The 24322-nt window shown below is 70.4% G+C and carries 21 protein-coding genes; 15 read left to right on the forward strand and 6 right to left on the reverse strand.

What is annotated here, in order from left to right:
• Window positions 1–108: 108 nt before the first annotated feature.
• From BGO37_RS17305 to BGO37_RS17330, 6 genes are all read left to right on the forward strand, one after another.
• Window positions 109–957, forward strand: a complete 849-nt coding sequence (locus BGO37_RS17305) for an SCO6880 family protein (protein WP_367188124.1) — start codon at window positions 109–111, stop codon at window positions 955–957.
• Window positions 954–2234 (forward strand): ATP-binding protein, encoded by a 1281-nt coding sequence (locus BGO37_RS17310; RefSeq protein WP_291757011.1) that lies wholly within the window; start codon window positions 954–956, stop codon window positions 2232–2234. Before BGO37_RS17305 ends, BGO37_RS17310 begins: the two co-directional genes overlap by 4 nt.
• Window positions 2234–3331, forward strand: coding sequence for a DnaB-like helicase N-terminal domain-containing protein (locus BGO37_RS17315; RefSeq protein ID WP_291757013.1), 1098 nt, complete (start codon window positions 2234–2236; stop codon window positions 3329–3331). Before BGO37_RS17310 ends, BGO37_RS17315 begins: the two co-directional genes overlap by 1 nt.
• Window positions 3328–5133, forward strand: a complete 1806-nt coding sequence (locus BGO37_RS17320) for a TraM recognition domain-containing protein (RefSeq protein WP_291757015.1) — start codon at window positions 3328–3330, stop codon at window positions 5131–5133. Before BGO37_RS17315 ends, BGO37_RS17320 begins: the two co-directional genes overlap by 4 nt.
• Window positions 5130–5858, forward strand: a complete 729-nt coding sequence (locus tag BGO37_RS17325) for a hypothetical protein (RefSeq protein WP_291757017.1) — start codon at window positions 5130–5132, stop codon at window positions 5856–5858. Before BGO37_RS17320 ends, BGO37_RS17325 begins: the two co-directional genes overlap by 4 nt.
• A 107-nt stretch (window positions 5859–5965) precedes the next feature.
• Window positions 5966–6862, forward strand: a complete 897-nt coding sequence (locus BGO37_RS17330) for an ArdC-like ssDNA-binding domain-containing protein (RefSeq protein ID WP_291757020.1) — start codon at window positions 5966–5968, stop codon at window positions 6860–6862.
• A 36-nt stretch (window positions 6863–6898) separates the two neighbouring features.
• Here BGO37_RS17330 and BGO37_RS17335 read toward each other — a convergent pair whose 3' ends face one another.
• On the reverse strand, window positions 6899–7114 hold the full coding sequence (locus BGO37_RS17335) for a histone-like nucleoid-structuring protein Lsr2 (RefSeq protein ID WP_291757022.1): 216 nt from the start codon (window positions 7112–7114) through the stop codon (window positions 6899–6901).
• 84 nt (window positions 7115–7198) lie between these two features.
• Window positions 7199–8437, reverse strand: a complete 1239-nt coding sequence (locus BGO37_RS17340; protein WP_291757025.1) for a hypothetical protein — start codon at window positions 8435–8437, stop codon at window positions 7199–7201.
• A gap of 50 nt (window positions 8438–8487) precedes the next feature.
• Between BGO37_RS17340 and BGO37_RS17345 the strand changes: the two genes are divergently transcribed.
• On the forward strand, window positions 8488–8952 hold the full coding sequence (locus tag BGO37_RS17345; protein ID WP_291757026.1) for a hypothetical protein: 465 nt from the start codon (window positions 8488–8490) through the stop codon (window positions 8950–8952).
• Between the two features lie 468 nt (window positions 8953–9420).
• Here the strand turns inward: BGO37_RS17345 and BGO37_RS17350 are convergent, their stop codons facing one another.
• Together BGO37_RS17350 and mobF are read right to left on the reverse strand one after the other, a co-directional pair.
• A complete protein-coding gene (locus BGO37_RS17350) occupies window positions 9421–9792 on the reverse strand; it encodes a hypothetical protein (RefSeq protein ID WP_291757028.1) in 372 nt (123 codons plus the stop codon).
• A gap of 11 nt (window positions 9793–9803) precedes the next feature.
• Complete coding sequence (gene mobF, locus BGO37_RS17355) at window positions 9804–13352, reverse strand: MobF family relaxase (RefSeq protein ID WP_291757032.1); 3549 nt, start codon at window positions 13350–13352, stop codon at window positions 9804–9806.
• Between the two features lie 434 nt (window positions 13353–13786).
• Between mobF and BGO37_RS17360 the strand changes: the two genes are divergently transcribed.
• Both BGO37_RS17360 and BGO37_RS17365 read left to right on the forward strand, forming a co-directional pair.
• A complete protein-coding gene (locus tag BGO37_RS17360) occupies window positions 13787–14212 on the forward strand; it encodes a hypothetical protein (RefSeq protein ID WP_291757034.1) in 426 nt (141 codons plus the stop codon).
• Window positions 14209–15600 (forward strand): hypothetical protein, encoded by a 1392-nt coding sequence (locus BGO37_RS17365; RefSeq protein WP_291757036.1) that lies wholly within the window; start codon window positions 14209–14211, stop codon window positions 15598–15600. The genes BGO37_RS17360 and BGO37_RS17365 overlap by 4 nt, the downstream gene beginning before the upstream one ends.
• Before the next feature lie 382 nt (window positions 15601–15982).
• Here BGO37_RS17365 and BGO37_RS17370 read toward each other — a convergent pair whose 3' ends face one another.
• Entirely contained in the window at window positions 15983–16762 is a 780-nt protein-coding gene (locus BGO37_RS17370; protein ID WP_291757037.1) for a helix-turn-helix domain-containing protein, read from the reverse strand.
• A 20-nt stretch (window positions 16763–16782) separates the two neighbouring features.
• The gene (locus BGO37_RS17375) at window positions 16783–17889 is read right to left on the reverse strand and encodes a substrate-binding domain-containing protein (protein ID WP_291757038.1); all 1107 of its coding nucleotides are present in this window, start codon (window positions 17887–17889) and stop codon (window positions 16783–16785) included.
• A 152-nt stretch (window positions 17890–18041) separates the two neighbouring features.
• Here BGO37_RS17375 and BGO37_RS17380 point away from each other — a divergent pair, with 152 nt between their 5' ends.
• The 6 genes from BGO37_RS17380 to BGO37_RS17405 are packed head-to-tail and all read left to right on the forward strand — an operon-like array spanning window position 18042 to window position 24312.
• A complete protein-coding gene (locus BGO37_RS17380) occupies window positions 18042–19073 on the forward strand; it encodes an autoinducer 2 ABC transporter substrate-binding protein (RefSeq protein ID WP_291757039.1) in 1032 nt (343 codons plus the stop codon).
• A complete protein-coding gene (locus BGO37_RS17385) occupies window positions 19073–20590 on the forward strand; it encodes a sugar ABC transporter ATP-binding protein (protein WP_291757041.1) in 1518 nt (505 codons plus the stop codon). The genes BGO37_RS17380 and BGO37_RS17385 overlap by 1 nt, the downstream gene beginning before the upstream one ends.
• Window positions 20587–21669 carry an ABC transporter permease gene (locus tag BGO37_RS17390; protein WP_291757042.1) on the forward strand — a complete coding sequence of 361 codons (1083 nt, stop codon included), beginning with the start codon at window positions 20587–20589 and terminating at the stop codon, window positions 21667–21669. Before BGO37_RS17385 ends, BGO37_RS17390 begins: the two co-directional genes overlap by 4 nt.
• Complete coding sequence (locus BGO37_RS17395) at window positions 21666–22760, forward strand: ABC transporter permease (protein WP_291757044.1); 1095 nt, start codon at window positions 21666–21668, stop codon at window positions 22758–22760. Before BGO37_RS17390 ends, BGO37_RS17395 begins: the two co-directional genes overlap by 4 nt.
• Before the next feature lie 5 nt (window positions 22761–22765).
• Window positions 22766–23803, forward strand: a complete 1038-nt coding sequence (locus BGO37_RS17400; protein WP_291757047.1) for a Gfo/Idh/MocA family oxidoreductase — start codon at window positions 22766–22768, stop codon at window positions 23801–23803.
• 29 nt (window positions 23804–23832) lie between these two features.
• A complete protein-coding gene (locus BGO37_RS17405) occupies window positions 23833–24312 on the forward strand; it encodes a VOC family protein (protein ID WP_291757048.1) in 480 nt (159 codons plus the stop codon).
• Window positions 24313–24322: the final 10 nt, after the last annotated feature.

Here is a 24322-nt window from a genome sequence, read left to right on the forward strand (position 1 = left end):
GCCGACGAACTCAACGCACGCCCCAGAGCAGTCCTCGGACACCAACCACCGGCCGCTCTCTTCGCCATGCTGCTAGCGTCGGCAGACCACCCACCGTTGCGATGACCACTGGAAACCACCCAGTGGTGGCGTGAGCACCGCGGGACAACCGGCAGCCGGATCGCAGAGGCAGTCTCCGCGATGCTGGACGACGGCTTCGTGTCCGCCCATCGCCGCGAGACGTTGCTCGCGGTGGCGGCGCGTCTTCCTCGCGGCTACCGCGGCGGGCACCGCGAACGTCTGCAGGCAGTCGTCGCGCAGTTCGACGCCGTGTCCTCGTCCCTGCGGGCGGCCGACCTGAACCCGTCTGGCTGGCTGGACACTGCTCGGTTGGCCGAGGTGCTCACCAGTGCTTGCGACCCAGCCACGGCCGCACGGCGCGAGGGCCTTCCCGCCTGGCCGATGCCGCCAGCAGACGGCGTCAAGGAGCGTTGGGCGTCCATGGTCGTCGGGACGGGGTTCCATGCGACGTACTGGGTCAGCGAGTGGCCCCGCTCAGCGACGCACCCGGGGTTCCTGCAGCCGTTGCTGCTCGGGGACACCGGCACCCGGGTCCTGAGCGTGATTGCCGAGCCGCTGCCGACGGCCCGTGCCTTGCGGGAGATCCGCAAGGCGAAGGTCGAGCACGCCGCTGACGCCGCGCAGCGGCGGCGGATCGGGCAGATGGAGGACGAGGCGACCCGCGCTGAGGTCGCCGACCTGCAACGCCGCGAGGCCGACCTCGTTGCCGGCAACGGTGACCTGCGGTTCACCGGCCTCGTGAGCGTCTGCGCGGGAACCGAGGCGCAGCTGGAGGACCGGTGCGTGGCGCTGGAGACCGCTGCTGCGCAGGCGATGTGCGAGGTACGGCGTCTGGTCGGCCAGCAAGGTGTCGCTTTCCTGGCCGGTGCCCTTCCGCTGGCGCGAGGTGTGCTGTGAGTGCCCGGTTCCGCACCCGGACCGGTCACTACTCGGCCGGGACGCCGCTGCGGCTGCCCGCGCACCGCGCATCCTCGGCGGTCCTGGCGGGGGCGTACCCGTTCCTTGCGCCACCCACCGTGGATCAGGGCGTGCCGGTGGGGGTGGACCTGTTCAGCGGGGGCGCGTTCTGCTTCGACCCCTGGACCCAGTACGCCGACGGGACCCTCACCAACCCCAACGTGCTGCTTGCCGGGGTGATCGGGCAGGGCAAGTCCGCGCTGGTCAAGTCCCTGGCTCTCCGTTCGATCGCCGCCGGCCGGACCGTCTATGTGCCGGGGGATCCGAAGGGGGAGTGGGCTGTGGTTGCCGACGCGGTCGGCGGCACGGTCCTTCGCCTCGGGCCCGGGTCACCGACCCGGCTGAACCCGCTGGACGTCGTGGGCGAGGACCGGCAAGCGCTGCGGTCGCAGCTGCTGGCCGGGGTGGCCTCGGCGACCTTGCGCCGGGACCTGACGGCTGCCGAGCACAGCGCCCTGGACGCCGCCCTCGCTCACCTGTCGGGGGGAGGCCCGATCACCGTCCGAGAGGTCATCGAGGCCCTGGTGACCCCGGATACCCGCCTAGCGCGAGCGGACGGGCTGCGGGTGCAGGACCGGGCGGCCGACGGCCGCGACTTGGTGCACGGGCTGCGCCGACTGTTCTCCGGGGACCTGGGCGGCCTGTTCGACGCCCCGACCACCGACGCCCTCGATCCGATGGCGCCGATGGTGGTGCTCGACCTGTCGGCGTTGGGGTCCGACGACGACGCCCTGGCGATCGCCTCCACGTGCGCTGCCGCCTGGGTCGAGGGTGCCCTGGCCTCGTCGTCGAACCCGCGGTGGGTGATCTACGACGAGGCGTGGCGGCTGCTGCGCCACCCCGGGCTGATCCGGCGCATGCAGGCCCAGTGGAAGCTGTCCCGGGCCTACGGGATCGCCAACCTCCTCGTGCTGCACCGCCTGTCCGACCTGGACGCGGTCGGCCACCGCGGATCCGAGACCCGGGCGCTGGCCGACGGGTTGCTGGCCGACTGCTCGACTCGCGTGATCTACCGGCAGGAGGCTGACCAGCTGTCGGCCGCGACGGCATCCCTCGGGCTGACCGAGCCGGAGCGGGACCTGCTGCCGCTGCTGTCCCGCGGCACCGGGCTGTGGAAGCTGCCCGGGCGCAGCCACGTCGTGCAGCACGTCCTGCTGCCGTTCGAAGAGCCGCTGGTGGACACCGACGCCGCGATGCGTGCCGGGAGCTGGTCCTGATGGACCGCGCACACGTGGAACGGCTCGCTGAGCAGTCACTCCTGCGCGGCTTGATGAACGAGCCTCGTGCGATTGCGGCCGTCCGCGGCTGGCTGCGACCGGCCGACTTCGCCGACACGTGGCACCGGGCCGTCTACACGACCGCAGTCGAGCGGCACATCGCCGGCCAACCCGTCGACCCAGAGCACATGGCCGACGCCCTGACCGAGCGTCTCGGCGCCCGGCTGGCCGACGGTGCCCGGCTCGCGCAGCTCATCACCGCCACCCCCTACACGCCGAACACGCTCGCCTACGCCCGGATGGTGCTCGACGCGGGGCTGCGCCGCGAAGTCGTCGGACTCGGCGTCCTCCTGCAGGCAGCCGCGGTCCAGTCCGCACTCGACCACACCAGCGTTCCCCTGACCACGACCTGCCGACTCGTCGACGCCGGCCTCGACGCGGCCGCCAGTCGGTGGACGGACGCCACCGGGGCGCCCCAGCAGACCAACGTCGTCCCCATCGCCCTGCGCGCCGCCTTCCGCAACGGCGAAGCCCAGGAAGGCGCTGCCCGCTACCTGGCCGCGCTCCCCGCGCGGGATGCTGTCGGCGAACGGCAGCACGTCGTCGAGCTCGTCGCCGCCCTGATCGCCCATCCCGACGCGATCGGGGACGTCAGCTCGTGGTTGCCCATCACCGCGATCGCCGACCCCGGATGGCGGCTGATCTACGGCACCACCATCGAGCTCGCCGAGCTCGGGCAGCCGGTGGACCTGGTCACTGTCGCCTGGACGGCCCGCCAGCACGCCCAGCACGGCCCGGAACTCCCGTCGATGGACGAACTCCGGCAGGCCGTCGACAGCGGCTGGTACTCGTTCCCCGCCGTGGCGGCGGGCGTCGTCGCCGCGGACCAGGCGCGGCACCTGGCAGACACCGGCACGCACCAGCTCCACCAGGCGGCCGCCAACCCGGGCGTCCTGATCGGGGACCTCGTCGACACCGGACACACGATCACCGACGCGCTCCGCCGCACCGCCGCCGTACTCCCTATCGCCCACGAGCCGGCGCGGCGCCTGGTCGCCCTCCCGGCCCTGCACCGCTCACCGGCGGTGACCCGATGACGCCCCGTGTCTCCGCAGCACGCCCGGCCGCCGCCGCGCCCGGCCCCGACCTGACCGGATGGCTGCTCGGTGCCCTTGGCGCGCTGCTCGGCCTCGCCGTGCTCATCCGCGCGGGAGCGTGGGTCTCCTGCGTGCTGACCGGGCGCCCCGGACCAGACGGCGGCCTGCTGCCTGCCCTGGCGTCTCTGGGCCATCCGGTCGATCCGGCCGCCGGGTGGCCGGCGCCGTGGCAGCTTCCTGGCCCGGTCGCGTACTGGGCAGGAGTAGGTCTGGTGCTGCTCGTCGCGATCGGGCTCGGCATGCTCGGCTGGCGTACCCACCGGCAGATGGTCGGCCGCTGGGCCGAGACGAACCGCCTCCGTCACCTGCCCGGGACCGCCCACCCGACCGAGGTGCGGCGGGTCGCCGGCAGCCGGGCGGTGCGCGCCCGTGCGGCGGTCGTGCGTCCGTCGATGGACGCGAAGGCGAAGCCGCGCCAGGTCGGCTACCGCCTCGGCTCCATGCGAGGCCACGACCTGTGGTGCACGGTCGAGGACTCCGTCCTGCTGGTCGGCCCGCCACGCATGGGCAAGGGCCTGCACTTGGTCGTCCCGTGGGTGCTCGACGCCCCCGGCCCGGTCGTGACCACCTCGACGCGCCCCGACACGCTCGCTGTCACCCTTCGTGCCCGACGTCGCACCGGCCCGGTCGCGATCTTCGACCCCCAACGCCTGGCCGGGCTGACCGGCGGGCTCGCCTGGTCCCCAATCCGGGGCTGCGAGTCACCGCACACCGCGATGGTCCGCGCCCGTGGCCTGGCCGCCGGCGCCGGGCTGGGCAAGTCGGTGACCGATGCCGACTTCTGGGGCGGCCAGACCGAGACGACCCTGCGCTGCCTGCTGCACGCCGCCGCACTGGACGGACGCCGCACAATCGACCTGTACCGGTGGTCACTGAACCCCGTCCTCGCCGAGGACGCGATCAGCATCCTGAACCGGTCCTCCCCGGTCGAGGGGTGGGCCGACGCCCTCGACATGGCCGTGCACACCGACCCCCGCACCCGCGACTCCATCTGGCTGGCCGTCCGCCAGGCCCTCGCCGCCCTGGCCGACCCCGACGTCCTGGCCGCCCTCGATCCCAAGCCTGGGACCGAGTTCGACCCGGCCGAGTTCCTCGCCGACTCCGGCACCCTCTACCTGCTGGCCTCATCCGTGGCCGCCGGCTCCTGCGCGCCTCTGATCGCCGCGTTCGTCGAAGACATCACCGAGACCGCCCGCACCGTCGCCGCCCGAGCACCCAGCGCACGCCTGGACCCGCCCCTGCTGCTCGCGCTCGATGAGATCGCCAACCTCACACCCCTGCCGTCGCTGCCGTCCCTGATGTCGGAGGGCGGCGGGTCCGGCATCACCACCCTGGCCGTCCTGCAGTCCCTCGCCCAAGCGCGCAACCGATGGGGCGAGCACGCCGCCGACACCATCTGGGACGCCGCCACCGTCAAAGTCGTCCTCGGTGGGCTTGGCAAGTACCGAGATCTGGACGACGTCGCCCGCCTCCTGGGCGAGATCGACGAACTCGTCGAGACCCGCACAAGTGGACGCAGCGGCGAGCGGTCGTCGTCCACCTCGGTGCGGTCCATGCCCGTCATGCCGCCGGCCGTGCTGCGCACCCTGCCGTTCGGCACCGGAGTCCTGCTGCTGCGCCAGACCAAACCCGCCGTGATCGACCTGCACCCGTGGACCACCCGACGGGACACCACCGTCCTGCGCGCGGACCAGGCCGTCGTCGAGCACGCCACCGCCACCGGAACGCAGGTGCCCGCATGATCGGCAAGCTCCTCACCGGCACCCTGCTCATCCTGACCGTCCCTGCCCTGGCGACCCTGACCGCCCTGACGGTCGGCAGCAGCGCAGACCATTGCCTCGACTCCAGCCAACCATCCGCCGTACCGACGCCGACGTTCACCGCCGAGGCCACCGTCCCCGACTCCGGTCCGACGAGCCCGACCGGTGCACCAACAGCAGGCTGCATCCCCGATCTCGGTGCCCACGCCGCAGTCGCCACCGTCCCAGCCGGCACCCCCACTGACGTCGCGGCCGCCGTCCGCAACGGCCTGGCCTACGTCGGGGTCACTGGCGGGTGGTACCAGCGCTGCGACCAACTGGCCTGCCGCGCATACGGCTACGCGAACTCCGGCTACGTCTCCGCCCACACCCACTGGCTCGCCATGCTCGCCACCGGCCACGCCCACCCCGGCGACCCCTGCCCACCGCTGGGATCGTTCGTCTTCTTCAACACCGGCCGACCCGACGGGCATGTGTCCCTCGTCGTGCAAGCCGATCCCGGCAGCTGCGACCACACCGTCATCCAGGTCACCGCCAACGAGATCTTCGACCACGCCACCGGCAACCACGGTGGCGTCTACCAGCTCTCCCTCGCCCGGCTCGAGGGCATGTACCTCGGGGGCCACGGCTACCTCGGCTGGTCCGACCCCGTCTGCGCCGGCGCCCTAGTGCCCCCTGGCGCGCCATCCGCCAACGCGGGGAGCTGACCTTGCGACCGCCTGGGACAGCGTCCACCGAGGAGAAGCTCGCTGCCCTGCACACACAGCTGGTCGACGCGGTCGCCGACCTCGTCCACTCGGACAAGTGGGCGCAGATGCTCGCCGTCGCGGCACGCTTCACCGAGTACTCCCCGTCGAACGTGCTACTCATCGCCGCACAGCGACCCGACGCCACCCGAGTCGCCGGCATCCGCACTTGGAACGGCCTCGGCCGACGGGTGACCAAGGGCGAGCACGGCATCGCGATCCTCGCGCCCTGCGTCTACCGGACCGACGACCAGACTGCCAAAGACCGACATCAGGCCAGGCCCGAGCCTGCTGCCAGTCCTGGTGACGAGATGCCGCCGCAGCGCGAGCTGCACGGCTTCCGCGTGGTGCACGTCTTCGACGTCACCCAGACCGAAGGCCGGCCACTCCCAGACGTACAGCCCGAACTGCTGAAGGGCGCCGCGCCGGCGGGGATCTGGGACCAGCTCGTTGCCCTCACGGCTAACGCCGGGTACCAGCTCGAACGCCGACCGTGCCCCGAGGGCGTCAACGGGTGGACAGCGCCGCAGGACAAGATCGTCGTCGTCGACGAGACCCTCGAGCCCGCCCAAGCAGCCAAGACGCTCGCCCACGAGCTCGGACACGTCCGGGCGAACCACGCGGGACGATTCCCCGACTACGCCGTCGCCCACGCCTGCCGCGGAGCCGCCGAAGTCGAAGCCGAGTCCATCGCGTACGTCATCACCAGCCACCTCGGGATGAAGCCCGACGCATACTCGGTCCCCTACGTCGCCGGCTGGGCCGACGACCTCGACATGCTGCGGCACCACATGAGCACCGTCGTCACCGTCGCTCAAGGGCTCCTGAGTGATCTGGATGCGCTGTCCAAGGCCGCTCGAGCGACGCGCGTCCTCCAGATCGCGCCGCAATGGGCGGTTCCAGGACGAAGTCCCGTTCGTGAGACCGACCTCGTAGCGAACCAGGAAGGCCTCCGACGCGCCTGACCCGGCCCTGGCTGGGCACGCGCACGGGTCGAGCGGTCAGCGGGTTGGCGCGTCTACGGCTCCGCCCGGCACGTTGCCTCGGACACGGCGTGCGTTCTCTGTGTACGGAGCTAGTGCCCGGACGAACGCATCCCGCTCCGTGCGGGTCAGATCGATCTGCCAGCGAGTGTTCTCAACAGCGAAGGTCACCGTGACCGCGTCGGGCTCACCCGACAGGTCCGAGACCAGCGTGACAACGGTGCGGTTCGCCATGGAAGAGATTCTGGCATATCGCGACACGCCTAGTGTGGCAGGCCGAAAGAATGCGGGCACCACAGTTGGCGCGGAATCTAGTAGTCACGACGCGATGGCGCCGAGCTCCGCCACCCTCTTCTGCCAGATGTCGGCTCTGTCCATATCGCCTAGTTCGGTCGCAAGAGAGGCAGCGATTATGCCAAGGTCTGCGCGGACGTCGAGGGTCTCCGCGGTCTGGAAGTCGTAGGGCGCATTCGCGGGACGTCGCCAGATGAACGCTGGTACCGGTACGGACTCGAGATCCTCTAGCCAGTGCCGGTTAGCATCGAAGAGTACCTCGCGTTTCTGGGTCTCTGTGCCGGCGCAGCAGGCGCGGTTATAGAGGAGCAGAGAGATCGGCTTGTAACTGAGCCGCTGTGCATCTCGCAGGAAGACGTATGCATCGCCCGGCCGAGTCGTGATGAGACAGAACGCGAAGTTGTTTCGAAGCCATGAGTCCGCCGGGGCTTGGCCCAGCAAGAATTCGAAGAGTGCCGCTGCTTCTGCGCAGCGCCCCTGCCGCAGGAGCATTTTCGCCTGCTTGACGACCGCCTCTCGAACGTCATTCCAGCCGGCCTGGACCCGAACTTCGTCCTCGGTCAACGATTTCCGGGCCACTGCGTGGGCCAGTTCGTCCTTGTCCAGCGAAGCCTCGGCGATCAGGGAAGCGGGGAGTTCAGCGTCCACCGCCATGACGGTGTGGCGATACTCCTTGCGTAGCGACGTGGAGTCCCAGTTCTCGAGGTTCGGCTCGACTAGGCGCAGGACTGCCCATCGGTATGTAGCGGCCGCCGCACGGCTTGACTCGTCCACCGATCGGGCCCACTGATCGAGCTCCTCGCTCGCAACCGGCTGCATCCGGACGAGGGTCTCCAGTGGAGCGAAGGTGACCCAGCCCTGCGTCAGGTAGAGAGCGTGGCTCATCGCCTCACTGAAGTTGACCCGAGGCCCTTGGAGCTTCATTGCGTCTCGCCAACCCTGGACGTTGAGGTCCGGGTCGACCTCGAGCCGGTCCAGGCCCGGCACTTGAGCCTCGCTCAGCAGTGAGACAGCGACGCTGCCCAGGATGGGGGCCTGGAAGAGGTCGGCAAGCCCGTGTCGGATCAGGCTGTCGCCGTCCAAGCCGCGCCTGTCCAGAGCGAGGCCAATCGTTCGGACGAATGCTGTCCGGGCGTCCCAGGCTGCGACCCCGTCGTCGGGCGGCACTTCGAGTACCGACTTCACCATGCGCAGCAGGTCCGCGATTGTCGCAGTCGCCAGATCCATGACAGTCCATCCTTCGCCGGCATCCGTGGTGCGCATCACAGGATCATGGCTAGGATCCTAGCAAGATCCTGGGTACGATCTCAACCGTGAGGGCCACCGTGGACATGATCTACCAAGCATCCGACCTTGCGACCCGCAGGCGGGAGTTCATCAACGCGGCGCGTGACGGTCGAGCCCACCTACGCGACACCGACGGGACGGAACTGGTCGCTCTCCGAGCGGGTGAACTTGAGGTGCTCGACGGCCTAGCGTTCTGGTCCGGTCAGCACCGCCGTCTCGAGCGTCTTCTCCGCGACGTCGAGGCTCCGAACGTTGAACAACTGGGCGACCTTGCGTGGCTTCGTGTGTTCGACCGTGACGATCTCGTGGCGTTCGTTGAGGAGCTCTATGAGTGCTTGATTGCTGCGACTGCCGATCGCAATCTTGCAGTGCTGCTCGAAGCGGTGGACGCTTGGCGTGCTACTGCGCAGCAGTTGGAGGATCCGCTTCGGCGAAGCGTGCTACTCGCGCGGCATGACCCATCGGACTTTGTCGATGCCGGACGGCCATGAGTAGCCTTCAGCGGTGAGTCCTCCGACAAGCGCGTATCAGCCTCTTGGGCCCGCGCGCAGGCCTGGTGTCAAACCTGACGTACCACCGAGCTACCGGGTGCTCGTTCACCGCAAGTTTGCTGACAAGTACTCTCAAATCGTTGAACGCGTCGGACTGGAAGCGGCTCAAGCACTTTGGGACCATCTAGCATCTTCGCCCGGTGCGCCGCCTGCGCTCGGGTCCACATGCATCTTGCGCGGCAAGGCGGGGCTGCCGCATGGTCCCGGTTGGTCTCGAACCGTCCACTACGAACTGTCGAGCATGGCGCGAGTAAACTACCAATTCCATGATTCCTTCAGAACGTCGGAATCGTCTGACGCGCATCGCGTCGTGGCAATCCTGACGATCGACTACTCTAGCCACTAGTCGCCGAATTTGCTCTGTGAGCCCTCGCAACCTGTGCGACAGATCTATTCGCCACGCACCTTTTAGTTGCCCCGGTGGTTTCCGGGGCGGCACCCCGTGCGCGCGACCCAGTCATTGAGTCGTTCGCGGGCGGCGGCGAAGCGTTCATGCCATTGCAGCGGGGCGTCGGCGGACGAGGTGGTGGCGAAAGAGCCCTGCCACGCGAGGTGGAGTGCAGAGAGTTCTTCGATGAGCTCGGGGTGGCGGGTCCAGCAGTCGGGTACGACGCGGTGGTCGAGCCGGTAGCGGTCGACAAGCCAAATGACCCAGAGGTCGAGCTCTTCGATGAGGAGCTCGGTGTCGTCTGGAGTCTGGGCGCCCCAGGCGAAGACGATGGGTGGCTCGCCCGGCTGGTCCAGCTGCGGGGGCGGGTAGAAGGGGTCGTGTCTGGTCATGGCGGTGTGTCCTATCGGGCGATGACGTGGTCCGGCAGCGTGGCTGGGCGTGTGGCCGCGGCGGGGAGCCGGTCGTGGTGGGCGAGGGTGGTGGCGATCTCGGCGAGCCAGGCGGCGTGGGCGGCGGGGGCGGCCGGTTCGGGTCCGATGCGGTCCAGCCATCCAGGCCGGTCTTTGAGTGCGCCCGCGGTGAGCGCGGCGGTCCGGTCGTCAATGAGCTGGTTGATCTGTGCGAGGAGTACCTCGCCGTCGGGGTCTAGGCCCGCGGGGTCGTGAATGACGGGCGGTTCGTCGTCGGCGGTGTGTTCGCGCAAGTAGGTATGTGCCCGTTCGAGCAGGGTCCGCGCGAGACTTGCCCCTCGGTCCGCTTCGCCTATCAGCGATCGGAGCAACGCGTCGGCGTCTGGCGCGTTGACGCGGCTGACCTGATCAAGGGCGGCGACGAGGCGCCCTGCGTCTGAGTCGCGGCTGACTGCGGCGATAGTTGTCTCGTCGACCCCGACATTGGAGAGGCGCTGGACCCACCTGGCTTTGGCGGCGTCGGCGTAGAGGGTGCGAGCGATGGGTTCGAGCCGGCGCAGTGAAGCAGCGTCGTCTTGTCGCGCCGCGATCGTGGCGGTGGCGGACTGCTCCGCACCGGTGGTCGTCAGGACGGTGCGGAGGATGTCGTGGGCGTCGAGGGCCGCGTGCGGGTCCGGCAGGTGATCGCAGTCCGTGTCGAGCGTGTCGACAGCGACGTAGAGGTGGTTGGCGTCTCGGCCACGGCTCATGGCGACGTAAAGGTTCTCCCGGGTCATGCCGGAGTGCGCTAGGACGTGAGCGCGGTCGACGGTCATGCCCTGGGCGCGGTGGGTCGTGGTGGCGTAGGCGAGGTCGGCGTGGTCGGCGACGTAGTCCGCCGGCAGCCGCACCTGGACCTGACTGGCGGAGCCGGTGGTGCCTACGACACCCCGGCGGGCCAGTCGTGTCGCCGCCGCGATCACCGAGATCGATCCGTTGGGGTGCACCTCGGTGACGTCCCACAGGTCTCCGTTGCGGACGAATCCGCCGGGTCGGGTCAGGTGCCGGTTGTTGCGCCGGGTGACGATCCGGTCGCCGACGGCGATGGTGGCGCCGGCATGGGTGGTGATGCCGCTGGGCTGGACTAGGCCGTCTTGGACGCGGTCGTTGTGGGCGCGGGTGTTCAGGGCGGTGACGGTGGCGGTGTCGGGTGCGATCAGGACGGTGGTGTAACCGGCGGTCTGGTCCGCGCACCAGGCGACGTACGCCTCTTCGAGCATGGATTCGCCGGGGCCAGCGTGGATGCGACCCGCCTCGTCATACAGCTCAAGGACGCGGGGGTTCCCGTCGCGCAGGGCGGTGGTGGCGGTCGCTTCCCAGGGGCGGGTGAACCGCCACAGGGTCCGCAGTCTGGCGCCGCCGGTGCGGTCGGCGAGCAGCCCGAACGCGCCCCCGGCGGCGACCGCGGACAGCTGGGAGTGGTCTCCGACGAGAAGGACCTTGGCTCCGCTGCTGGCTGCTTGCCGGGTCAGCTCGTCCAGGGCGAGGGTGCCGGCCAGGGACGCTTCGTCCACGACGAGGAGCTGTCCCGGGCGCAGGGTCCAGTGCTGTTGCTGGCGTCGATAGGCGGTCAGGGCGCTGTCGATGGTGCGCAGCCGGCCCAGGTCGCCGGGTCCCGTGTGGGCACGCAGCGCGGAGAGCTGGTCGATGACGTCGGCGCGGCGGGCGGCCCCGGGACCCGTGGATTCGTGCAGCCACTTGGCGGTGTTCTCGCAGCTGATCCCCAGGGCCCCGGCGAGGTTGGCGGCCGCGGTGGCCGACGGAGCCAGGCCGATGACGGTGCCCCGGCCGTGGTGGCGTTCCCAGGCGGTGCGCAGCGCCGCCAGGGTGGTGGTCTTGCCCGAGCCGGCCGGCCCGACGAGCAGGTCGACAAGCCGCGCGGACCCGGCGATCGCCCGCACCGCGTCGGCCTGGTCGGCGGCGAGCCGACCACCGGCCGCGACGGGAGCGCGCAGCGCCTCATCCAGGACGGGCGCGGTCGGGGCAGTGATGTCGCGTGCGGCGTCGAGGAGTCGGGTTTCGGCGTCGAGGATGACGGTGTCGGTGAAGAGGTGTTCGTCGGGCCGGTCGAACACCGATGCCCCGCCGCGTCCGGCATACCGGCCCGCGGCGGTGAACAGGGCAGGAGCCTCGAGGCTGAGGCACCGGGTCAGTGCCGCGTCGGTGACGGCGTCCAGGAGCGCGATCCGGTCGGCCGGGGTGGCGGTGATGATGCCGCGGGTGAGCCGGGCGGTCTCGGACCACACGTTCCACCGGGTCCAGGTCGCCCGCCGTTCCCGCACCCCGTCCAGCACTCGATCCGCAAGGTTGTCGAGCACCGCGGGAGGGACCTGCTCGACGCGGATGGGCCGGGTCTTCGAACCGTGCAGGACCTGGATTGTCAGGTCGTGCGGTGACATCCCGGTGACATCTGCTGCGCGGCGCCGCCACCGGGCGACCAGATCCCGCAGGGGCGTGACGGTCTTGGTGGGTCGGGTGGCGCGGGTGACCTGCTGACGCAGTCGGGTGATCTCGATGCGGTTCGGTGCGCGTCCGTGGCCGGCGGCGAAGTCGGCGACGGCGCTGGTCATCGCTTCGTCGATCTGACTGGTCCGCTGGGAGAACGCGGCCAGCAGGTCATCGTCGACCCCGTCGAGCTCGAACCCCAACGACCGCTGCGCACCCCGGGTCCGCCATCCCCAGGTGACAGGTAGGCGGCGGGCGACCTCGTCGACGAGGAAGACGTTGTACGCCTCGGACACCGCGACCACGGCATGGTGCAGCGCCCGAGAGTCCACGGAGCGCCAGCCACCGTCGGGGCCTTGGACCTTGTTGGCCAGCACGACGTGGGTGTGCAGGTTCGGGTCCCCGGCACGGGAGTCCCAGTGGTCGAACGCCGCCGCGATCGCCCCACCGGTGGTCTCCTGGCGACATCCGCCGTGGCCCGTCCGCGTGTAGAGGGCACGGTCCTGCAGGAAGTCCATCGCCTGATCCACCGCCGCGGTGTGTGCGTCGAACACTGCCTGGCGGGTGCGGTCGTCGGCGACCGCCCACAACGTGGAGACCGACTTCATCACCGTGAACGTCAGGTCGAACCCCGCCACGACAGGGGAGCTGTCGCGGGCCAGCTCGACCCGGGTGATCGCGTCGACCGCGGCCTGGTGCGCTTGCGGTGACATGTCCTTCGGGAGCGCCTTGACCAGCGCGGCGACGCGGTCGGCAGGGGAGCGCACGGCCGGGTAGGGGCGGCCGAGTGGTTCGCCGGTGACCGGGTTCGTGCCGTGGGCGAAGAGCCGCGCCATACCGGTCTCGTCCACGCGAGCGCCGCCGGTCAGCTGCTGCCCGCCACCTGGCCCCAGGAGGCCGCGCAGACCTCGGCCGATCCAGCGGCCCGGTGGATTCCCGGACTCGAGGTAGTACGCCGTCACCGGCGCCGGACCGGTGCGCTGACAGTCCCCGGTTGCCACTTGTCGCAGTAGGTAGCGGTAGCCGGCACCGGCCGTCAGCCGATGCATCGTCATCACCACCGCCGACCACCACCCGCCGGCAGGCCATGAGTGCAAAGCCCCATGCGAGCGGGTGTGCGGAACCACCGAACGACGCGACGGCCGGAGCGCCAAGCCCGGGTGCCAGAGGTGTCTAGCAGGTTGGTGGGAGGGGTGGACGGGGTGGGGCGGGGAGTTGGTGGGAGGGGTGGACGGGGTGGGGTGGGGGTTGGTGGGAGGGGTGGATTGGGGCGGGGGCAGGAGCACAGGTGCCGAGCCAGGTCGAGCTCTGGCGCGGCGCGGCGCGATCGCTACCGCGCGGACACGGGCGACCGCGACCCACCCGCCGTCGCGTGTTGCGCCACCCGCGCACACCCGCCTATGTGGGGCTTCTTGTCCACCGACTGCTGCCCAGCAGACTCCGTGACCCGAGGCCTCCGTAGGGAGGGACCCGGCGAGGGGAGGTCGCGATGAGTGCGACGTGGTCGACAGGTGCGACCTCGGTCCTGGAGCGCGCAAACGAGGGTTGGCCGGGCGTCTGGTCGCTCCTGTTCGCTGCCGGCAAGGCCGCATTCCGGCTGTCGCTGCAGCTGCCGATCGGCGTCGGCGCCGCGCTGGCGTTCGCTGCGGCGGATACATGTGAGGCGCGCGACGAGGTCGGCTGGGAGCACCCCGACCTGCCCATGACGGCGCTCGCTGTCGACCTCGGGCCGCTCGGGCCCCAGGTCGACCTGCCAGCGGCATGCGGCGTCGTCGCCGACCTTCTCGACGGCGCCTTGGACCGCCTTTGCGCGCTCGCGGCGACGGGTCGGACGAGCGATGAGCAACAACTCGCGCAACGGCTCGGCTGGCGGATCCGGGAGATCCGGCGCGCGGTGGTGGCGGTGCACGCGTGACCGCGACCTATGGCGACCTCGTCGGACGCGCGGGAGCAGATGTCCATGCCGGTCTGCTGCGCGTGATGCGCCGCGGGTTCGTGGATGCCAAGCAGGCGCAGAACACCGTGGGCGCGTACTACGACCTGCTCGCCGCCCTGCGAGCGCACACGTGGTGGCTGATCGACCCCGCCAGAGTCCGCAGCCAGGAGCTCATGGGGCAGAGCGGGACGCTCGACGGTGACGACCTGGATCGCGTCGCAGCCCGGTTGTTCTCCGAGCTCGGCCCGCTGACACAGCGGCCAGTCTGGTTGCCCTACCCGGACGCAGACTTCGACCACCCGTGGCGCGAGGGCGCCGCCAGGCTCGGCGCCGCGACCGACCTTCTCGCTACACACCTCGGCCCACGTGGCGAACCGCGGTCCGAGCTGGCGGCCCTTGTCCTGGATGCGGACAAACGTCGTGGGGCTGTGGCGTTCATCGCCTCCTTGATGGACGTCGCCCTCAAGGCCGATGCCGCGATTGGAGCCGCGTGCCGGCACCGCGACATTCCCTGGGACCAGGTCATCCGCTGGCTACCTGACCGGGACGTCGCCAAGAGGCTTGCGCATCGACTGTCGGAGCTGGCCAGCTGGCACGACGACGGTCGGGGCCTGCGTGATGTCGCGACCAACCTCTACCCCGTGCGGGAAGGAGAGCCGTTGCTCGAGCTCGGCGACCGGATGCTGCGCCTGCGGCACGCCGCCTGGCAACTGGCCTCCACGGCTCCCGACTACTCCGTGATCACCCTGCACGACCTCGCGGGCCTGGGCATGGCAGCTCACATGCACACGGCGCATGCCCACGGCATCGACCTACGCTCCGACACCGGATCACGCCACCGTCTGGTCACCACCGCGTTGGCGTTCCGGCTCGTGATGGCCGACCTGCATGACTACATCGCACCGGGCCCGCCGGACCCGGGGATCCGCACAGACGTCCTCGCCGTTCGCGAGCTCCTTGCCGAGATCGCGCCGGTGCACCGACCCTCTCTACCCCTGGCGATCTCGGACCCGAGGACCCGCGCCACCCTCTCGACCCTGCATGGGGCATGCGAGGTGCTCGGGCAGGTCGCCAGGATGAATCGGACGACCTTCGCCACCCTGGCGAGGTCTGGACAGGTCCACATCCCGACGCGTCTGTTGGGCGGAGACCTCTTGAGCGAAGACGCGATCAGCGCCGAAGCCAAGCTGGCCGGTGCTCGGCGGGTCGTGGCGCCAGTGACCCGAGTCGCGCGGACGCTGCAGGCCTACGAAGCGATCGAAGCCGCCACGGCGCACGTGTCGGCTTACACCCCCGTCGCCGTCCGCTCAGCGCACTACGACCACCCGGCTGTCTTCCGACAAACCGAATTCGAGGGACGGCCCTGACCAGTCGGATCTGAGCGCGACGCAGTCGGCGAATCACGGGTCACGCGCGGCGCCCGCACTAGCCCGCGACAACCCGATTCAACCGATTCCGGCGTCACCGTCCCAGTGAGCGGGACGTCGCACAGATCGGCGAGACGGCCGAATCGGTCGCCCTTGCGACCGTCATCGCGTTGCCAACCCGGCACGGGTGACAGCTGGCGGGTTTCCGATCTCACGCGGTGAGCTGTTGCGGCAGTTCGTCGAGCGGACGATTCGCCGACTGACGCAGCCGTCCCGGCAGCCCAATTGCGGAGTGCTGAGCGCGACTGGGAAGAGACATTTGGCGGGGCAGCTGCGGCTTTGTGCCTGGCCGTGCAATCGGTGCGGCTCCGAAGGCTCAGCCTCAGGGCGCGAGTGTCGCTCCAACGGCACCGACCAGGGCGTCCAGGACTCGCTCGATTGCGGCGACGACACCCTCGCTCCCGGGGGAGCCGTTCCGGGCCGGCAGGAGCACGGCGACCGCGAGCCAGCTCCGACCCTCGCCTGCGGCTCGGGCGCGGGCGAGTGCGACGGTGCCGTCCGGGCTCGGGACGGCACGACGTCCGCGCCGGAACTGTGCGCCTACGGCTCGGATCGCCGCGATTTCCTGCGTTGCGAGGCCTTCGAAGCCCGCCGCGCGTCTCAACAGTGCGTCGAGCTCCTCGTCGGTCGCCGCGGTCAGGATCGCTGCGCCCGGTCCGCTGTCGGTGAGACCGAGCCGGACACCGGGCCGCGGCGTTTCGGGCAAAGGTTGGGTCCCGAGCCGCACGTCGAGGCACAGCACGGAGCTGCCGGCGAGCGTGTGCAGCGTCACGGTCTTGCCGTCGAGCTCGTCCTGGGTGGCGCAGACGCGGGCGAACCGCTGCAGGGCGGACGTGCCGTCGACCCAACTGCTGGCCAGCGTCTCGATGTGACGACCCAGGTGGTAGCGGCCGTCCGAGTCGCGGGTGAGCAGCTCGTGGGCCGCCAGCCCGGAGCAGACGTCGAACGCGGTGCTCTTCGGCAGGCGCACATGACCCGCCAGGTCGCTGAGGCTCTGCCCGTCGGCCCGTGCGAGCTCGGTGAGGATCGCCGCTGCACGGACGACGCCCGGGACAGAGGGGCCTCGTCCGGACCTGCCGTTCGAGGCAGGTGGATCAGCCATGGCGGAGGCAGCCGTGCCCATCAGGACTCCCACGGTTCGTATGTGGGGACATCGTCGCGGGTGATCAGGCGCGTCGGCAGGGTCAGGGTCCGCCCGGAGGTGGCGCCCGAGGCCAGGGCGAGCCCGAGGCGCACCGCGGTGCGGGCCAGCAGGCGAGGGTCCTGCGCGGCCGAGGCCGACAGCGGGCCGCCCGCCTCGATCTGCCGGACGGCGGCCGCCGAACCGTCGACGGACACCACCAGCGGGGTCGCCGCGTCGTGGTCGTACCCGTCGAGCACGCCGAGCGCAGTGAGGTCGTTGATCGCGAAGATCCCGTCCACCCGCACGGACCGCTCGCGCAGCCGGTGAGCTGCCTCGCGGCCGGCGGCGCGCGAGTTGTCGCCGGGTTCGATGTCGACGATGCGCATCCCGGGTTCGTCGGCGAGTGCTCGGCGGAAGCCCTCGATTCGGTCTGTGATCGCGGTGACGGGGGTGCCGCCCACGATCACGACGTCACCGCGGCCGCCGAGGCGGTCCGCCAGGTGCCGTGCGACGAGGGCCCCGGCCTGGGCGTTGTCCGTCACCACGCTGGCGTCCGCGCCGAAGGTCGCACCGTTGACCGAGACGACGACCACCCCGCGTGCGTGCGCCCGGTCGAGCGCCTCTTCCAGGCCGTGTGACGCCACGGGGTCGACGACGAGCACCTCGGCTCCCCATGCGAGCAGGGCTGCCACGTCCGCCGCCTGCCGGTCGACGTCCTGCTCCGCGGACCGCGTCTCGAAGAGCGCCCCGGCCACCAGCGCTTCGGCGCCGGCGGTGGCGATCTCCGCCTGGAAGAAGGTGTTCTCCATGTTCGGCACGCACATGCCGAGGCGGTGCACCGAGGCGCCCCGCTGGCGTCGCGCGGCGGAGAGCTCGATCACCGCGGGGCCGAGGCGGTAGCTGCCGTCCGCACCTCGGCTCAGCAGCCGGGTCGCCGTGAGGGTCTGGCACACCGCGTACACCGTCGACTTCGGCAGCCCCACGGCGCGGGTCAGCGCCGCCAGGCTCATCCCATCCCGCGAGCCGCTGACCAGGTCGAGCACGGCCACGGCCCGGTCCACGGACGGCACGCGCCCCCTCGACTGCTCTTCTTCGGCGGTCGTCATCGACTCCCTCTCTCGCCCATCCCCACACAGCCTGCCCGACGGTGGGCGGCTGCTGGCCGTCTTGACAGCCATGCCACCACACGGGCTACCTTGCGTGCAACATCTCGTCGAGGTGTTCGAGATACGGAACGAAGACGTTCGGAGGCGTAGCAATGACGCATCGCTCGACGCGCCGCGCGGGTGCAGCACTGACCGTGGCGGCTCTCGCGCTCTCCCTCACCGCCTGTGCCAGCCATTCCGGCGCCGCGGCGGGATCGACCACGTCCGGGAGCGGCAAGTTCGCGACCGTGGTCAAGCTCCAGGGGATCGCCTGGTTCAACCGCATGCAGGTGGGGCTGGACCAGCAGGCCAAGGCCATCGGCGCGACCTCGACGATGGTTGGGCCGGACGACGCCAGCCCCGAGAAGCAGGTCAAGATCGTCCAGGACCTGATCGCCCAGAAGCCCAAGGCCATCGCCGTCGTCCCGCTGTCCCCGCAGGCCCTGGAGGGCGTGCTCGGCCAGGCGCGGTCGGCCGGGATCAAGGTCATCACGCACGAGGCGCCGAGCCAGACGAACACCGACCTCGACATCGAGGCGTTCGACAACGCCGCCTATGGCGCCCACATGATGGAAAAGCTCGCCGCCTGCATGGGTGGCCAGGGCAAGTACGTGACCTTCGTCGGCTCGCTGACCGCTGAGAGCCACATGGCATGGGCGAAGTCCGAGCTCGACACGGCGACCAAGAACTACCCGGGCATCCAGCGCGTGGCCGACCCAGTCGAGTCCAAGGAGGACCTCGACAACACGTACAACAAGACCAAGGAGATCCTGGCGAAGTACCCCGACATCAAGGGCTTCCTCGGCTCCGCGGCCTCGGACGTGGCCGGGATCGGCCGGGCCATCAGCGAGGCCGGGCTGCAGGACAAGACCTGCGTGATGGGCACCTCGATCCCGTCCACCGCCGGCAAGTACCTGCAGGACGGGTCGGTCGACGAGATCTTCTTCTGGGACCCGAAGGTCACCGGTCAGGTGCTGATCACCCTGCAGGACAAGCTCAGCAAGGGCGAGAAGGTCGAGGCGGGGACCAACCTCGGCATCCCCGGCTACGAGAACCTGCAGCCAGTCACGGGCAGCAAGCACGCCCTGCACGGCAACGCCTGGGTGGACGTCACCAAGGACAACATGGCGGAGTACGACTTCTGATGGCCGCCGCGACTTCGTCGAGCATCGACCGTCAGCCCGTCGTCTCGGTCGATGCCATCACCAAGCAGTACGGCGGGGTGAAGGCGCTCGACGGAGTCGGACTCGAGCTTCTCCCCGGCGAGGTGCACTGCCTCGCCGGGGAGAACGGCTCCGGCAAGAGCACCCTCATCAAGATCATGAGCGGCGTCGAGGCCCCGACTTCCGGCCGGGTCCGGATCGGTGGCCAGGACTACCCGCGGCTGACCCCGCGGCAGGCCGTCCACCTGGGCATCGACGTGATCTTCCAGGACCTCGCGCTGTTCCCGACCCTCACGGTGGCCGAGAACATCGCGCTGCCGGCGGACCTGGCGGCCGGTCGCTCCTTGGTCAGCGCCCGGACGATGCGGGCCCGGGCCGCGGCGGTCGTCGAGCGCCTCAACCTGCACCTGCGGCTCGACCAGCGGGTGGAGGAGCTCTCGGTCGCCGACCGGCAGCTCACCGCGATCTGCCGCTCCATGGCACGCAACGCGCGGGTCGTCTTCATGGACGAGCCGACCACCGCCCTGACGCAGCACGAGGTCGGCTTCCTGCTCAAGGCGGTCGACGAGCTCACCCGCCGCGACGTGGCCGTGGTCTTCGTTAGCCACAAGCTCGAGGAGGTCCGCGCCATCTCCCAGCGCATCACCATCCTGCGCAACGGCCGGGTGGTCGCGGCCGGCGACATGGCCGACTTCGACTCCGCGCGCATCTCCACCGAGATGACCGGGCGCGAGCTGGCGGTGATGAGCCCCACGGACACGGTGCGGCGCGAGCAGCCGCCGGTGCTCGAGACGGAGCACCTGGAGGTCACGGGAGCGTTCAGCGACGTGAACCTGGCGGTCAGGCCGGGGGAGATCGTCGGCATCACCGGCCTGCTCGGCTCCGGGCAGACGGACATCGCCGAGGCGCTGTTCGGTCTTCGCCCGGCGGACTCCGGCGAGATCCGGGTCGACGGGCGGACGGTCCGGATCGGCTCGGTGCAGGACGCGCTCGACCTGGGCATCGGCTACGTGCCGGGCGACCGGCTGTCGCAGGGTTTGTTCGTCCAGCAGTCCATCAGCGACAACATCCTGATCGGCAGCGTCGACGCCCGAGTCGACCGGGCCGGCCTGGTCGACCGAGCGGCGGTTCGGCGCCTCGACGAGGAGTCGGTGCGGTCGCTGGCCATCAAGACGCCGTCGGCCTCGGCCGCCGTGTCGAGCCTGTCCGGTGGGAACCAGCAGCGCGTCGTGCTCGCTCGGTGGCTCGCACGAGAGCCGCGGCTGCTGATCCTCAACAGCCCCACCGTGGGCGTCGACGTCGGCTCCAAGGCCGGGATCCTCGACATCCTGCGCAGCCGGGCAGCCGCTGGGATGGCGGTCGTGATCATCTCCGACGACCCGACCGACGTGGTCGCCGTGTGCCACCGCGTCCTCTTCATCAAGCGCGGACGCATCGCCGGCGAGCTGGCCGGCGACGGCGTCACGGTGCAGAACATCACAAGGGAGCTGGCCGCATGACGACGGCACTCGACCCGGGCGCGACGCCCCGGACCACCCGCAGAGCCACCCTCAGCAACGGAACCGCGGTCGCGCGGCTCGGCCGCCTGCGTGGCGCGAACAACGAGGGCGTCCTCGCGGTCCTCATCCTCGTGCTCGCGCTGGCCGTGGGGTTCGTCGCACCGTCGTTCTGGTCGGCCGCGACCGCGGTCAACCTCATCGGCAGCGCCAGCGCCACCATGGTCTTCGCCCTCGGCGTGCTCCTGGTGCTCATCTCCGGCGGCATCGACGTCTCCTTCATGGCGATCGGCATCTTCGCCGCGTACTCCACGCTCAAGGCGGCGCAGCACTCGGGGTGGGCGTCGGGCAACGTCGTCGTCCCGTTCGCCGCGGCGATCGTCATCGGCATCCTGCTGGGGCTGGTGAACGCGGCGGCGATCTCCAAGCTGCGCATCCCTACCCTGATCGCCACCCTCGGCACGCAGGGTGTGATCCGCGGCATGCTCATCTCGTTCGTCGGGTCCCGGGTCATCTCCGACCTGCCGGGCGCGACGGCCGGGCTGTCCACCTCGTATCTGTTCGTCGCCGGCGGGCAGGTCAAGACGCCCCTGACGGTGCTCGTGGTCCCGATCGCGGCGCTGTGCGTCCTGGTGGCGCTGATGCTGCGCAACACGATGTTCGGGCGCTCGGTCTACGCCCTCGGCGCCGACGTGGAGTCGACCCGGCGCGCCGGCTTCTCCGTCGGGTGGACGCAGCTGCGCGTGTACGTGCTGGCCGGCGGCCTGGCGGCGGTCGGCGGGCTGATCCACGTGGTGCTCGTCCGGGAGGCAGACCCCTTCGCCCTGGTCGGCGGTGAGCTCGACGTGATCGCCGCGGTCGTGCTCGGCGGGGCCTCGATCTTCGGCGGGAAGGGCTCGGTCACCGGCACGGTGCTGGGCGTCCTGCTCATCTCCTTGATCGACAACTCGCTGATCTTGCTCGGCGTGCCCAGCTCCTGGCAGCGCGCAGCCGTCGGGTTCCTGCTCCTGGTGGGCGTGAGCGTGCAGGGCCTGCAGGCCAAGCGCCCGCGTCGCACCGCCGCCGTGGAGGTGTTCGCATGAGCGCGACGACATCGGGCGGTCTGTCCGCCCTGGTCCAACGGGTACCGGTGCGGCCGGCGACATGGCGGCTGATCGGGCTGACCGTGCTGGTGTGGGCACTGCTCAGCGCGGCCGCCCCGGGCTTCAACTCCACGCTGAACTTCCAGTCGATGGGGTTCCAGGTCGCCGAGGTGGGCCTGTTCGCGCTGGCCATCGCGGTGTCCATGCTCACCGCCGGCATCGACCTGTCCATCGTGTCGGTGGCCAACCTCGCTGCGCTGACCACCGCCCAGGTGTTCGTCGCCACGGGGGCGGAGAACGGCGGCGTCGGGCCGCTGCTGGCCGGTGTCGCGGTCGGCCTGGTGGTCGGCGGACTGTGCGGGCTGGTCAACGGTCTGGTCATCACCCGGCTCAACGTCAGCCCGATCCTGGCGACCCTCGGCACGATGCAGCTGTTCAACGGCATCGCCGTGGGCTGGACCAACGGCGAGTCCGTCTACGGCATGCCACAAGCGTTCCTCTCCCTCGGCAGCGGTACCGCCGGCCTGGTCCCGATGCCGTTCGTGGTCCTCGCCGTCGTCGCACTCGTGCTCAGCGTGGTCGTCGGCCGGTCCGGCTTCGGCTTCAAGGTGCGGATGCTCGGCGCCAACCCGGTCGCCTCCCGGTTCGCCGGCGTGCCGAACACCAAGGTCCTGGTCCGCACCTACGTGCTGTGCGGAGTCATCGCTGCGGTCGCCGGGATGGTCGTCTCGTCCCGCACCGCCAGCGCGAACGCGGACTACGGCCAGTCCTACGTGCTGCTGGCGATCGTGATCGCCGTGCTCGGCGGCACCAACCCCAACGGCGGCAGCGCCTCCGTGCCCGGGGTGCTGCTCGCCGCCGTGACCCTGCAGATGGTGGCCAGCGGCTTCAACCTCCTCGGGTTCAGCCAGTTCACCTACCAGATCGCCCAGGGCGTGATCCTGCTCGCCGTCATGGGGGTGGCAGCCGCCACCGGCCGGCTCGACCTGCGACGGCTGCTGCGCAGGCCACGACCCACGTCCCCACCGGCCCTGCCGGACCGTCCCGCACCTGTGGCCGTGGCTCCCGCGGTCGCGAAGAACGAGAGGTAGCAACCATGACGACCACCGAGACCAGCACCGAGAGGGTGCGCTGGGGAGTGCTCGGCGTCTCCTGGGTCAACCAGCTGACCCTGCCGGGGCTCGTCAGCGCCGACAACGCCGAGCTCGTCGCGATCGCCTCCTTCCAGGACGACGCCGCCAAGGAGGAGGCCGCCCGCTGGGGCGCCGCGACGTGGTACCAGGGCTTCGACCGGCTTCTGGAAGACCCGGAGATCGAGGCGGTGTACCTGCCGCTGCCCAACATCCGCCACGCCGACTGGACCATCCGGGCGCTGGAGGCCGGCAAGCACGTGCTGTGCGAGAAGCCGCTCGCGCCGAGCTCGGACCAGATCCGCTCCATCGCCGCCGCGGCGCGGAAGGCGGACCGGCTCGTCCTCGAGGCTCTGATGTACCGCTTCACCCCCCGGTGGCAGCGTGCCCTGGAGCTGGTTCGCGCCGGTGCCGTCGGCGACCCCCGCGTGGCCCGGCTCGGGCTGGCGTTCAAGCAGCACTACGAGGGCTACAACATCCGGTTCGACCCGGCCGCGGCCGGCGGCGTGATCTGGGACATGGGCTGCTACGGCGTCGACATGGCACGCGAGCTCCTGCCAGGGCCGGTCCGCTCGGTGACGGCCACCACGTGGTCACGGCCGGGGGAGCAGGTCGAGACCTCCGCCGAGGCGATCCTCCGGTTCGACGAGGGCCGCACGGCGCTGATCAACATCTCGTTCGACTACCCCAACCCCTACGCGCAGGCCGAGCTGCTCGGCACCGACGGCTGGCTGACCATGCCCGGCAGCGGGATGCGCCGGGAGCCGTTCACCCGCCTGCTTTGGCACACGTACGGCGACGAGGTGTTCCTCGACGGCATCGAGCCCGTCACCGAGAGCTTCCCCGACGTCAGCGCGTACCGCCTGGAGATCGAGCACCTGTCGCACTGCATCCGCACCGGCGACCCGCTGCGCTACAGCCTCGAGGGCTCCCTGGAGAACGCCCGGGTGCTCGAGGCGATGTTCACGTCCGCCGAGCGCGGCACCACCGTCGAGCTCGACTGAGCGCGGCCGAACCCGAAGGAGAGACACGGATGCGCAACTACAAGCAGATCGCCCTGGTCGTCCGGGACGTGTACAAGACCATGGACCAGTGGCACCACCTGCTGGGCATCGGCCCCTGGGACGTGCGCCACTTCACCCCCGAGACGGTGCGCGACTTCACGGTCGACGGCAAGCTGGTGACCGAGCCCTTCGACTTCATCTGTGCCGTCACCTGGGTCGGTGAGGTCGAGCTGGAGCTGATCCAGCCGATCGCCGGGCCGAACATCTACTGGGAGCACCTGGACAAGCACGGCGAGGGGCTGCACCACATCAAGGACGTCATGCCCGACGAGGAGATCCCCGGCGTCCTCGCCGACCTCGAGGCCAAGGGCGCGCGTGTGCTGCAGACCGGGTGGATCGACGAGGACGTCCACTACTACCTGGACACCAAGGACACCCTCGGCCTGGTCTACGAGATCGGCAACGGCGGACCGATCGGTCCGGCGCCGGAGCGCTACCCGGCCCTCTGACCGGTACGTA

Origin of the sequence: Cellulomonas sp. 73-92, from assembly GCF_001898175.1 — a bacterium.
Classification (GTDB): Bacteria; Actinomycetota; Actinomycetes; order Actinomycetales; family Cellulomonadaceae; genus Cellulomonas.